This window comes from Stenotrophomonas sp. YJH_SMC_40 (assembly GCF_059368615.1).
In genome coordinates this window covers 44,169-56,933 of record NZ_JCAFRX010000004.1, presented here as the reverse complement: position 1 = coordinate 56,933, position 12,765 = coordinate 44,169, and the positions used below count along the sequence as shown (strand labels likewise).

Genomic DNA, 12,765 nt, shown 5'->3' with positions numbered 1-12,765 from the left:
CAAAGTGACCCGTACTCCCAAGATCGTGCTGCTGACCCTGGCCGTTTCGGCCGCGCTGGTTGGCTGCGGCAAGAACGAAACCCCGGCCAAGGACGCCACCGCCTCCACGCCGGCTGCGGCCGAAGCCACAAACTACACGCTGGACGAGAGCAAGCTGCCGGCCTACAACGCCTTCCAGCCCAGCGACCTCGATACCAGCAAGGACGCCTGCGGCGCCTTCGGCGACTACGTGAACAGCAAGTGGCTGGCCGCCAATGAAATCCCGGGCGACCGCACCAGCTGGGGCGCGTTCACCATCCTCGACGAGCGTTCGGTGGCCGTGCAGCACCAGCTGGCCGAACAGGTCGCGCAGGTGAAGACCCCGAACCACATCGAGAAGATCGTCGGCGACCTGTGGGCCACCGGCATGGACGAGGCCAAGATCAACGCCCAGGGCATCGAGCCGCTGAAGGCCGACCTGACCGCGATCGATGGCCTGCAGGACAAGGCGGCCATCGCCAACTACCTGCGCAACAGCGCCGCCAAGGGTGACAACGTCCTGTTCGGCTTCGGCGCCGAAGCCGACTTCAAGAACTCGGCCGTGAACATGGCCTACGCCAGCCAGGGCGGCCTGGGCCTGCCGGACAGCACCTACTACACCGATGCCAAGAACGCCGACAAGCTGAAGGCCTACCAGGCGCACGTCGCCAAGGTGCTGGAGCTGTCCGGCGTCGCCGCTGCCGACGCTGCCAAGCAGGCCGAGGACGTGGTCAAGTTCGAGACCCGCCTGGCCAAGGCTTCCAAGTCGCGCGTCGAACTGTCGCGCAACGTCGAGCTGTACTACAACCCGGTCACCGTGGCCGACGCGGACAAGCTGACCCCGAACTTCAGCTGGACCGAGTTCTTCAAGTCTCAGGGCGTTGCCGCACCGGAGAAGTTCTCGCTGGCCATGCCGGCCTTCCATGAGGAAGTGAGCAAGGCGCTGGGCGACACCGATCCGTCGGTGTGGCGTGCCTACCTGCGCTTCCACACCGTGGACAGCGCCTCGCCGTACCTCGCCGATGCCTTCGTGCAGGAGAACTACGAGTTCTACGGCAAGACCCTCAACGGCCAGAAGGAGCAGAAGCCGCGCTGGAAGCGTGTGCTGGGCACCATCGAGAATGACGCCGGTGAAGCCTTCGGCCAGCTGTACGTGAAGGTGGCCTTCTCGCCGGAAGCCAAGGCGAAGATGGAAGAACTGGTGAAGAACCTGGCCGCCTCGCTGAAGGACCGCATCCAGGGCCTGAGCTGGATGAGCGATGAAACCAAGGCCAAGGCCATCGCCAAGTGGGAAACCTTCACCCCGAAGATCGGCTACCCGGACAAGTGGCGTGACTGGTCGGGCCTGCAGACCCAGCGCGACAGCTTCCTGGGCAACGTGCGCGCGGCCAACGAATTCAACTACAAGTTCAACCTGTCCAAGATCGGCAAGCCGGTGGACAAGACCGAGTGGGGCATGACCCCGCAGACGGTCAACGCCTACTACAACCCGCTGCAGAACGAGATCGTGTTCCCGGCCGCCATCCTGCAGCCGCCGTTCTTCGATCCGAAGGCCGACGACGCACTGAACTACGGCGGCATCGGCGCGGTGATCGGCCACGAAATGACCCACGGTTACGACGACCAGGGCGCACGTTTCGGGCCGACCGGCAACATGGAAGACTGGTGGACCGCCGCTGACAAGAAGAACTTCGAAGGCCTGACCGGCAAGCTGGTCAAGCAGTTCGACCAGTACAAGGTCGACGGCCAGGCGGTGAACGGCCACCTGACCCTGGGTGAGAACATCGCCGACCTGGGCGGCCTGGCTACCGCCTACGATGCCCTGCAGAAGGCCAGCGCCGGCAAGGAAGACCCGAAGGTGGACGGCTTCACCCGCGACCAGCGCTTCTTCTTCAACTGGGCCACCGTGTGGCGCACCAAGTACACCCCGGAGAACGCCAAGGTCCGCCTGGCGACCGACCCGCACGCCCCGGCGCAGTTCCGCGCCATGGGTGCGCCGTCGAACCTGCCGACCTTCGCGGCCGCGTTCCAGTGCAAGGCCGGTTCGCCGATGGCCCGCAGCGGCGACCAGCAGGTGGTGATCTGGTAAGCCACGGCTGACGCCGCGGCAGACCTGCAGAGGCCCGGGAATTCCCGGGCCTTTGTTTTTCCGGGGTGTTTTTCGTCCACGCATGGTGTGGATCCAATGATCTCGGCGCTCCCCGCTAGCGGCCGACCCTGGCCGGCGAAAGCAGCGTGATGCGTGCATGCCGCGTCGATGCGCGGCTTGCTATAGTGCGCGCGCCCTCAATCCATCACGGATTCGTTCCACATGCCCAATTTCCGTCCGCTTGCCATCGCCCTGGGCATCAGCCTGGCGACCCTGGTCCCGACCCATGATGCGTTCGCCGCCGCCAAGAAGAAGGCCGCGCGCGCCCCGGCCGTCAGCGCCCAGTGCAGCGACTTCTATGACGCCACCAACGCAGGCTGGCTGAAGGCCAACCCGGTGCCACAGACCGGTGCCACCACCGCGCTGGGCCAGCTGGTCGACCGCAGCCGTCAGCAGCAGCGTGAACTGCTCGACGCAGCGATGAAGGCGCCGCAGGGCAACGTGCAGAAACTGCTGGGCGACTTCTGGGCCAGCGGCCTGGACGAAGCCGCCGTGGAAGCCGACGGATCCAATCCGATCGCCCCGCTGCTGACCCGCATCAACGCGATCAAGAAGGCCAAGGATGTGCCGGCCTCGATCGCCGCGCTGCACCAGGTCGGCATCCCGGTGGCCTTCAACTTCGGCCCGGACGTGGACCTGAAGGCGCTGGACCGCCACATCGGTTACTTCATGCAGGGCGGCATGGGCCTGCCGGACCCGGCGTTCTATACCCGCACCGACGCCGACACCGTTGCGCTGATGGGCCGCTACCGCAATTACGTCAAGCAGATCCTGGCACTGACCGGCACTCCGGCCGCCAAGCTGGATGCCGAGTCGCAATCGGTGATCGCACTGGAAACCGAACTGGCGCGCAACGCGCAGTCGCTGGCCGGCATCAACAACCCGTTCAACAACTACGCGCCGATCTCCACCAAGGAGCTCAACAGCCGCTACCGCAACCTGCAGCTGGATGCCTTCCTGAAGGCCCAGGGCGTGGACGACGACCTGGTCTCGCTGGCCGACCCGGGCCTGTTCAAGCAGCTCGACGGCATGGTCACCAAGCTCAAGCCGGACCAGTGGAAGGCCTACCTGCGCTGGCGCGTGGGCGACTCGATGGCGCCGTACCTGTCCAAGGCCTATCGCGACGCCGAATTCGAATTCCGTGGCCGCGTGCTGCGTGGCGAGACCCTGCCGCCACAGCGTTGGGAAGACGTGCTCGATGCGATCAACGTGGCCGCTGGCCCGATGCTCGGCCGCGAGTACGCCGCCCGCTACCTGTCGGCCGAAGACCGTCGCCAGGCGGCGTGGATCGTCGACAAGGTGCGCGAAGTGCAGATCGAAGCGGTCAAGAACAGCAGCTGGATGAGTGCCGAGGCCAAGACCGAAGCGCAGGCCAAGCTGGCCGCGCTGAAGATCGAGATCGGCACCCCGCTGCGCGACCTCGACTACAGCGTGCAGCCGATGGGCCGTGGTTCGTTTGGCGGCAACATGCTGATCGCGTCGACCTGGCGCCACCGTGAGGAAATGAAGCGCATCGGCAAGGGCAACGCCGACCGCCGCTGGGACGTGCTGCCGCAGCAGCCGTCGCTGGCCTATGACCTGGCGCAGAACCGCCTGATCGTCACCGCTGCGATCCTGCAGGGGCCGGTGTTCAACGCCAAGGCCGACGCTGCCGACAAGTTCGGCAGCTTCGGTGGCCTGGTCGGCCACGAGCTGACCCGTGCGATCGATGCCAAGGGCGCACTGGTCGATGCCAAGGGCGAACTGCGCAGCTGGTGGACGCCGGCCGATAAGACCGCCTGGACCCTGCTCGGCAACCGCGTCGCCGCGCAGTACGGCGCCTACGATTTCCCGGGCGTGAAGGGTGCCAAAGTCAACGGCACGCTCACCCAGGAAGAGAACCTGGCCGACATCGCCGGCCTGGAACTGGCCTGGGCCGCGTACACCGCGCAGGAGCCGAAGGCCAAGCAGGCACAGCAACAGGGCTTCTTCCGCGCGTGGTCGGCATTGTGGGCGCAGCAGCTGTCGCCGAACGAGGCCGTGCGTCGCCTGACCGCCGACATCCGTGCACCGGGCCTATGGCGCAGCAACGGCACGCTGGCCAACCTGCCGGCGTTCGGTGCCACCTTCAGCTGCAAGGCCGGCCAGCCGATGCAGCGCGGCGAAGCCGAGCAGATCAAGGTCTGGCGCTGAGCTAACTGCTGCAACTGGTAATGCAGAGGGCGCCTTCGGGCGCCCTTTTTTTTGCGGGTGCAGCACGATCCCGGCTTAACACCGGGCGTGCTATCGCTGCGGCTTCGTCCATCGCGGAGCCCCGACATGGCACACAAGAACACCATCTGTGTCTGGTACGACAACGGCGCGCTCGAGGCCGCCATCTTCTATGCCAGCCTCCTGCCCGACAGCGCGGTCACCGCCGTGCATCACGCGCCGGGCGACTACCCGGATGGCAAGGAAGGCAACGTGCTGACCGTCGAATTCACCGTCTGCGGCATTCCCTGCGTCGGCCTCAACGGCGGCAGCGCGTTCAAGCACAGCGAAGCGTTCTCCTTCCAGATCCAGACCGAGGACCAGGCCGAGACCGACCGCCTGTGGAATGCGATCGTCGGCAACGGTGGCCAGGAGAGCCAATGCGGCTGGTGCAAGGATCGCTGGGGCATCTCCTGGCAGATCAGCCCGCGCATGTTGATCGAAGCAGTGACCAGCAAGGACAAGGCATTGGCCAAGCGCGCCTTCAACGCGATGATGCCGATGAAGAAGATCGACATCGCCACCATCGAAGCGGCGATAAAAAAAGGGGACGGAGGGGATTAAGTCGTTTCTGCCCACCGCTGCCGACCCAGCGCGAATTGCGACTTAATCCCCTCCGTCCCCTTTTTTTGAGGTGCTGATGTCCTGGGATGCAATCATCATCGGTGGTGGCCACAACGGCCTGGTCTGTGCGGCCTATCTGGCGAAGGCCGGAAAGAACGTGCTGGTCCTTGAACGGCGCGGCGTGCTCGGCGGAGCGGCGGTCACCGAGGAGTTCCATCCCGGCTTCCGCAACTCGGTGGCGTCGTACACGGTGTCGCTGTTGCAACCGAAGGTGATCGAAGACCTGCAACTGCATGCGCATGGGATGCGCATTGTCACGCGCCCGGCCAACAACTTCCTGCCATTGCCCGACGACCGCTACCTGTTGTCGGCACCTGGCCGCACCCAGGCCGAAGTCGCTGGATTCTCCGCTCGGGATGCACAGCGCCTGCCAGCGTACGAAGCACGCCTGGAGATCTTCGCCGATGTACTGCGCGCGTGGGCTCTCCGCGCGCCACCGGACATCGGCGTCGCCGGCGGCTGGCGCGGCCTGCCCGCACTTTGGCAGATGGGGAAGCTCGGCCGCGAACTGGCGGCGCTGGATGCACCGCTGCGGCAGGAGCTGCTGGACCTGTTCACGCTGTCGGCGGCGGAATACCTGGACCGCTGGTTCGAGAGCGAGCCGATCAAGGCGCTGTTCGGCTTCGATGGCATCGTCGGTAACTATGCCAGTCCATACACACCGGGCAGCGCCTACGTGTTGCTGCATCACGTGTTCGGCCAGTGCAATGGCGTGAAGGGTGCATGGGGCCATGCGATGGGTGGCATGGGCGCGATCAGCCAGGCCATCGCCAGCGCGGCGCGCGAGGCCGGGGCCGAGCTGCGCGTGGATGCCGGCGTGCGACGGGTACTGACCGAACAGGGCCGCGCCGTGGGGGTGGAACTGGCCAACGGCGAAACCCTGCGTGCACGCGCGGTGGTCGCCAACGTCAATCCGAAGCTGCTGTACGAACAGCTGCTGGAGCCGGCGCAGGTACCGGCTGCCACACGCGAACGCATGACGAACTGGCGCTGCGGTTCCGGCACCTTCCGGATGAACGTGGCGCTGTCGCGGCTGCCGGAGTTCCGCGCCCTGCCCGGTCCGGGCGATCACCTCAGTGCCGGCATCATCATGGCACCCAGCCTGGACTACATGGATCGCGCCTGGCTGGATGCGCGCCGCGACGGTTGGTCGCGCGAACCGATCGTGGAAATGCTGATACCCAGTACGCTGGACGATTCACTGGCACCGCCCGGGCAGCATGTGGCCAGCCTGTTCTGCCAGCATGTGGCGCCGGTACTTCCTGATGGGCGTCACTGGGATGACCACCGCGAGACGGTAGCCGACCTGATGATTGCCACTGTCGAGCGGTATGCGCCCGGCTTCACCGCCAGCGTGCTCGGTCGGCAGGTGCTGTCCCCGCTCGATCTGGAACGCACCTTCGGCCTGGTCGGCGGCGACATCTTCCACGGCGCACTGAGCGCCAACCAGTTGTTCTCGGCGCGGCCGATGGTTGGACAGGCCGGCTATCGCGGTGCCCTGCCCGGCCTGTACCTGTGTGGTTCGGGTACCCATCCCGGCGGTGGTGTTACCGGTGCGCCGGGGCACAATGCGGCGCAGGTGGTGCTGCGGGACCTGTAGCGGTGTGGCGACCAACGGTCGGCACCTACGGCGTCAAATGATCCTTCGGATCATTTGACGCTGCGCAGATGGTTCGGGCGCTTCGGGGGACCGGGCGGGCGACGCTTGTTGAACGGCGGCTGCCCGCGCCAGTAACGGATCAGCAACCAGCCGAACAGCATGCCGCCCAGATGCGCGAAATGGGCCACGCCCGGCTGCCAGCCGGTCATGCCCAGCACCAGCTCACCCACGCCGAACAGGATCACGAAGGTACGCGCCTTCATCGGGATCGGCGGGAACAGCAGCATCACCCGCTGGTTGGGGAACAGCATGCCGTAGGCCAGCAGCAGGCCAAACACGCCACCGGAGGCGCCCAGCACCGTCGCCGGGTTTTCCAGCAGCGTGCCCACCAGCAGCTGGCACACGCCGGCTCCGGCCACGCACACCAGGTAATAGAGCAGGAAGCGCTTCTCGCCCCAGGTCTGCTCCAGTGGCGCGCCGAACATGAAGACCGCCAGCATGTTGAAGAACAGGTGGCCGAAGCTGCCATGCAGGAAGCCATAGGTCAGCAGCTGCCACGGCTGGAAGTTGCCGCCCGGCGAGAACGCATCGAAGCCCTGCTGCAGCGGTTGCAGCATGAACGGCTCGAAGGTCTGCATGCCGAGCAGGAACGGCTGCTGCAGCAGGAACAGGATCGCATTGGCGATCAGCAGGGCCTTGGTGACGGTTGGCAGTCGCGGGAACATGGGAGTACCGGCATGGAACGGCCTCCATCATAGCCGCAGCACCGTGTCTTGTTGGCGGCCCTCAGGTCCGGCCTGTTCAGTCGCCAGCGGTGCTCATCCCGGGCCCCACACAGCGGCATCCAGTGCCGCTGCCGGATCAGCCGCCGGCATCCGCACCCGGCCGTTCTCCACCACCACGCCCTCCGCGCGCAACCGCTGTGACTGCTCGCGCCATCCGGCCGACCCTTCTTCCATGGCGATGCGCCCATCCGAGCGCAGCACGCGGTGCCAGGGCAGGTCCGGGTCGTCGTTCTGGCCCAGGATGCGCGCGGTCAGGCGTGCACGCCCGGGCAGGCCCGCGCGCATCGCTACCTGCCCATAACCCATCACCTGCCCTACGGGGATCGCGCGGATCACCGCCAGGATGCGCGCACGCGCCTGCTCCGGTGTCAGCGCCGCAGGCGGGTCACCAGCAGTACGCCGATCAGTACCAGCACGGTGCCGGCGATCTGCGCCGGCCCCATCGGTTCGTCGAGCAGCCATAGGCTCATCACGATGGTGGAAACAGGGCCCAGCATACCGACCTGCGCGGCCAGCGACGAACCCACGCGCTGCACCGCCAGCATGATCGCCAGCACCGGCAGCACCGTGCACACGGTGGCATTGACCAGCGACAGCCATTGCACTGGCGCCGGTGCCTGCCACAGGAACGGCAGCGGATGGGTCACCGCGAAATGCAGCAGCACCAGCACGCTGGCCACGCAGCTGGTATAGGCGGTCAACCGCACCGCGCCGATGCGTGCGACCACCTGCCCACTGCCGAACAGGTACAGCGCGTAGCTGAGCGCACTGCCCAGTACCAGCAGGCTGCCGACGATGATCTGCCCGCCCTCGCGCTGCAGATCGTGGCCGAAGGCGAGCAGCACGCCCAGATAGCTCAGCACCAGCGCGCCGATCTGCCACCGACCCGGCCGCTGGCGCGCCAGCAGCACGTTGATCAGCAGCACCAGGGTCGGGTTCAAGTAAAGAATCAGGCGCTCAAGGGTCACGCTGATGTACTGCAGCCCCTGGAAGTCGAGCAGACTGGACAGGTAGTAGCCGGTGAAGCCCAGCCACAACACGCGGGCACGGTCGGCCCAGGACAGCGGCTCGGCCCGGCGCGCGGCCCACAGTGCCATCAGCACGAACAGCGGTAGCGCCATCAGCATGCGCAGGGCGAGCAGCGTGGTGGCATCCACGCCGTGACGCAGGCCGAGCTTGACGATGATGGCCTTGCCGGAGGCGGCGATGGCGCCGATCGCGGCCAGGCCGATGCCTCCCAGCGCGATGCGTGGGGAAGCGGTGGCGATACGGGAAGCGGGGCTGGACATCAGGACGACGGCGGGCCGCACGGGGCGGCCAGGGAAGGCGCAAGGGCGTCCATTGTCGCATGGGTGCGCCTGATGACCTGGAGAGCCGAGCATAGGCTCGGCTCTAAAACCGTCCAGCTCAGCGCATCAGCACCACTTCCTCGGCCGAGGTCGGGTGGATCGCCACGGTGTCGTCGAACTGGGCCTTGGTCGCGCCCATCTTCACCGCCACCGCAAAGCCCTGCAGGATCTCGTCGGCCGCTTCGCCCAGCAGGTGGATGCCCACCACCCGTTCTTCCGGACCGGCACAGACCATCTTGAACAGGCTGCGCTGGGTGCCATTGGCCAGCCCCTGCAGCATCGGACGGAAACGGCTGTGGTAGACGGTCACCTGATCGAACCGCGCGCGCGCCTCTTCTTCGCTCATGCCCACCGCGCCCAGCGGTGGATGCGAGAACACCACGCTGGCCACGTTCTCGTAATCCATCTTCGACTGCGGGCGGCCACCGAACAGGCGGTCCATCAGCCGCCGCGAAGCGGCCACCGCCACCGGGGTCAGGCCGACCTTGCCAGCGATGTCGCCCACCGCGTGCACGCTCGGCACACACGTGGTCTGCCATTCGTCCACCTGCACCTGCTGGTGTTCGCCGATACCGATGCCGAGCGCTTCCAGGCCCAGATCGCGGCTGTTGCCACGGCGGCCGGTGGCAAAGAACACCGCGTCGAACACGCTGTCGAGCGGGCCGTCATGGCCGAATGCACGTACGCGTTCGCCATCGCGCTGCAGTTCGCGCAGGCGATAGCCGAAATGGATGCGCACGCCCTGCTGCTTCAGGTTCTCGGCCAGCTGATCGGTCAGCTCGTAATCGAAGCGATCCAGCAGCCGCTGGCCACGCACCAGCAGGCTCACCTTGCTGCCCAGTGCCTGCAGCAGGCCGGCCAGCTCCACCGCGATGTAACCGCCACCGATGATCGCCACCTCGGCCGGTGCCGCGCGCAGATCGAAGAAATCATCGGAGACCAGGCCCAGTTCGGCACCGGGGATGTCAGGCCGCAGCGGGTGCGCGCCGGTGGCGATCAGGATGTGTTCAGCGCTGTAACGCACGCCATCGCTGCAGGCCACGGTATGCGCATCGAGCAGATGACCGCGCGCCGGAATGCGCACCACGCCGGTTTCGTCCAGGCGCTTGTGGTAGCTGGTGTGGATGTTGCTGATGTAGGCCTGGCGATGGATCACCAGCTCCTTCCACGACAATGCCGGGCGTGCCTTGACATCGAAACCCATCGCACTGGCCAGGCCGATGCGCTCGTGCAGGTCGGCCGCCAGCCACATGGCCTTCTTCGGCACGCAGCCGACGTTGACGCAGGTCCCGCCCAGTTCACCAGGCTCCAGCAGCGCCACGCGCTTGCCGTGCTGCGCGGCGCGGATCGCGCCAGCCAGGCCGGCGGAACCACCGCCAAGGACGATCAGGTCGTAATCATAGGGTGCAGTGCTCATCGGAATCGCTCGGGTCGGTAAGGGGCAGGATCGATCGCCGGCGTGCGGCCGCAGACGAGATCAGCGATCAGCTGGCCGGTGCCGGCGCTCATGCTGATGCCGAGCATGCCATGCCCCGCTGCAAGCCAGACGTGAGGATGCGCGGGCGCGCGGCCGATCAACGGCACGTCGTCCACGCTCATGGGGCGCCACCCGCACCACTGCTCCTGCAGCCGCGCACCACGTGGCGCGCGCAGGTATTGGTCGGCGGCCTGCTGCAAGGCCTGCAGGCGGGTCGTGCGCAGCTGCGGATCGGCACCGGCGAATTCCATGGTGCCGCCCAGCCGCAGCGCTTCGCGCCAGGCGATCACGAACACGGAATGGTCCTTCAGCACGACTGGACGCTGCGGCACCTGCGCCGGTCGTGACCAGGTCAGCGAGTAGCCCTTGCCAGGTTGGATCGGCACGCGCAGATCCAGTTGCCGCGCCCAGCGCGGTGACCACGGCCCGGTCGCCAGCACCAGCTCGCGCGCCAGCAGCATGCGTTCACCGACACGCACGCGCACACCCTGCGCATCGGCGCTGAAATCCTCCACGTCCGACTGCTCTTCGATCACCACGCCCTGTGCGCGCAGCACGCGCGCCAGTTCGGCGGTGTAGCGGTCCGGACGCAGCTGGGCATCGCCGGGGAAGTGGATCGCACCGGCAAGGCGATCATGGAACGCCGGATTGTCGCGCGCGTAGTCGGTGCCATCGATGCGCGCCGAGGCAATGCCCTGTGCGTTCAGCGCCTCACACTCGGCAGCGTGGTGATCGAAATTGCGGGCGTCACCGAACACATAGTCCAGACCGCGCGCCTCGAACTCGCAGTCCAGCGCATGCGTCTGCACCCACTGCGCCAGGCGCAGCCGTGAATCATTCAACAATGCGCCGCGTGCCCGCGTGGCGTGCAGCCAGTCGCGTGCGTTGCAGCGCGCCCCGAACTGCAGCAGCCAGCGCCACAATGCTGGGTCCAGGCGTGTACGCACGTACAGCGGCGCACGCGGATCGAGCATCCAGCGCAGCGCGCGCAACGGCACGCCGGGCGCTGCCAGCGGTGGCGCGTGGCTGGGGGTGATGGTGCCGCAGTTGCCATGCGAGGTCGCGCCGCCGACACGCCCACGGTCGATCACGCGTACCTGCCGGCCCTGTGCACGCAGCGCGAGTGCGGCAGCCAGTCCAATGGCACCGGCGCCGACCACGATCACATCCTCGCGCGCGCCCTGCATCGATCAGCCCTGGCCGGCCTCGCGCCGCATCGGCGGCCACTGCCGATAGGTCATCGCGCGCCACAGCCATTCCATCGGCCCAAAGCGGAAGCGGCGCAGCCATACGTGCGAGATGCCCACCTGCACGGTGAACAACAGCAGCGCGAACATCAACTGCACGCTGCGTGGCATCGTTTCGAACGCGCCCAGGCCGTAGTGGTAGAACAGCCAGGTGCACAGCAGCGACTGGCCGAGGTAATGGGTCAACGCCATGCGCCCGACCGGCGCCAGCCAGCCCAGCCGCGCGCGCCAGTGTACGATCCAGGCCAGGTAACCCAGGCACATCGGCAGGCCGCCGATCGTCACCAGCGCCATCGCCGCCGTAACCGGCAGATCGTAAGCGCCCGGCGCCAGATACGGCTTCCAGGCAACACCCAGCAGCGTGACCAGCAGGCCGAAGGGCAGCGCCCCCCAACGCAACACCGCATACAGCCGCGGGAAGCGATCCGGCGTGGCCAGCGCGCCGCTGCCGGCAAACCAGCTGCCGATCAGGAACATGCCCAGCACTTCCGGGCCGGTGATCAGCATCGCCCCCATCGACGTGCCGAACTCGCTCAGCCGCTGCGCATTGGCCTGCATCCAGCTGCCCTGCCCGTACACCAGGCGCTGCAGATCGATGCTCTGCTGCGCGTCGGCGAGCATCTTCCGCACGTCCTCCGCCGAAGCCATCGACACCATCGCGCCGACCAGCAGCATCATCGCCACACCGCCGAGATAGACCGTTACACCCATCCACGGCAGCCAGCTGCGCGGCGCCTCGCGGCAGGCCAGCAACGGCAACGAGACCAACGCGTACATCACCAGGATGTCGCCGGACCAGAACAGCAGCGCGTGGCACAGACCGATCAGCAGCAAGCCAGCGCTGCGGCGCAGGTAGAACGGGGTGAAGTCACGCCCGGCAGCCTCGGCGCGCTGCGCCATCACCGCGAAGCCGGCGCCGAACAGCAACGAGAACAGGGTGAAGAACTTGCCCTGCACGAACACGTAGACAAAGGCATCGGCCCAGTAGTCGATACCCTGCCAATGCACGTCGATGCCGGTGAAGGCCAGGTCCAGCGGTCCGCTGAAGGCCTCGATGTTCATCAGCAGGATGCCCAGCAGCGCAGCACCGCGCAGCACGTCCAGCACGGCGATGCGTTCGCCGGAAGCCACCGGCTGCAGGGAAGGAGAAGCGGCGTTCACGGGGCGTCCGTCGGGCAGGTCCGCCATTATGCCGCCGGCCCGCGTGCCATGGATGGCCGCGCCGTGTTCCAGAAACGCAATGGCCCGCCGAAGCGGGCCGTTGCTGCCATCATGATCGCGCTGCGA

Annotated in this window: 10 protein-coding genes; 4 read left to right on the top strand and 6 right to left on the bottom strand. The window is 66.9% G+C overall.

Annotated elements, in window-relative coordinates; all coding sequences use genetic code 11:
* Positions 1-4 precede the first annotated feature (4 nt).
* From AC5P6X_RS08590 to AC5P6X_RS08575, 4 genes are all read left to right on the top strand, one after another.
* Positions 5-2,107 carry a M13 family metallopeptidase gene (locus tag AC5P6X_RS08590; protein WP_049452002.1) on the top strand — a complete coding sequence of 701 codons (2,103 nt, stop codon included), beginning with the start codon at positions 5-7 and terminating at the stop codon, positions 2,105-2,107.
* Between the two features lie 222 nt (positions 2,108-2,329).
* Positions 2,330-4,339, top strand: coding sequence for a M13 family metallopeptidase (locus tag AC5P6X_RS08585; RefSeq protein ID WP_049451977.1), 2,010 nt, complete (start codon positions 2,330-2,332; stop codon positions 4,337-4,339).
* A gap of 126 nt (positions 4,340-4,465) precedes the next feature.
* Positions 4,466-4,960, top strand: a complete 495-nt coding sequence (locus AC5P6X_RS08580; protein WP_049451976.1) for a VOC family protein — start codon at positions 4,466-4,468, stop codon at positions 4,958-4,960.
* 76 nt (positions 4,961-5,036) lie between these two features.
* Positions 5,037-6,620, top strand: a complete 1,584-nt coding sequence (locus AC5P6X_RS08575; protein ID WP_088435890.1) for a phytoene desaturase family protein — start codon at positions 5,037-5,039, stop codon at positions 6,618-6,620.
* A gap of 50 nt (positions 6,621-6,670) precedes the next feature.
* On the opposite strand, the gene AC5P6X_RS08570 is transcribed toward AC5P6X_RS08575, so the two are convergent.
* The 6 genes from AC5P6X_RS08570 to AC5P6X_RS08545 all read right to left on the bottom strand — a co-directional run bounded on the left by AC5P6X_RS08570 (position 6,671) and on the right by AC5P6X_RS08545 (position 12,666).
* Positions 6,671-7,345, bottom strand: coding sequence for a rhomboid family intramembrane serine protease (locus AC5P6X_RS08570; RefSeq protein WP_005410509.1), 675 nt, complete (start codon positions 7,343-7,345; stop codon positions 6,671-6,673).
* Positions 7,346-7,438: 93 nt separating this feature from the next.
* On the bottom strand, positions 7,439-7,867 hold the full coding sequence (locus AC5P6X_RS08565) for an MGMT family protein (RefSeq protein WP_407073026.1): 429 nt from the start codon (positions 7,865-7,867) through the stop codon (positions 7,439-7,441).
* Positions 7,774-8,694, bottom strand: a complete 921-nt coding sequence (locus tag AC5P6X_RS08560) for a DMT family transporter (RefSeq protein ID WP_329756993.1) — start codon at positions 8,692-8,694, stop codon at positions 7,774-7,776. The genes AC5P6X_RS08565 and AC5P6X_RS08560 overlap by 94 nt, the downstream gene beginning before the upstream one ends.
* 118 nt (positions 8,695-8,812) lie before the next feature.
* A complete protein-coding gene (gorA, locus tag AC5P6X_RS08555) occupies positions 8,813-10,171 on the bottom strand; it encodes a glutathione-disulfide reductase (RefSeq protein ID WP_049451973.1) in 1,359 nt (452 codons plus the stop codon).
* A complete protein-coding gene (locus tag AC5P6X_RS08550; protein ID WP_049451972.1) occupies positions 10,168-11,418 on the bottom strand; it encodes an NAD(P)/FAD-dependent oxidoreductase in 1,251 nt (416 codons plus the stop codon). Before AC5P6X_RS08550 ends, gorA begins: the two co-directional genes overlap by 4 nt.
* 3 nt (positions 11,419-11,421) lie before the next feature.
* Complete coding sequence (locus tag AC5P6X_RS08545; protein WP_049451971.1) at positions 11,422-12,666, bottom strand: DUF418 domain-containing protein; 1,245 nt, start codon at positions 12,664-12,666, stop codon at positions 11,422-11,424.
* Positions 12,667-12,765 lie beyond the last annotated feature (99 nt).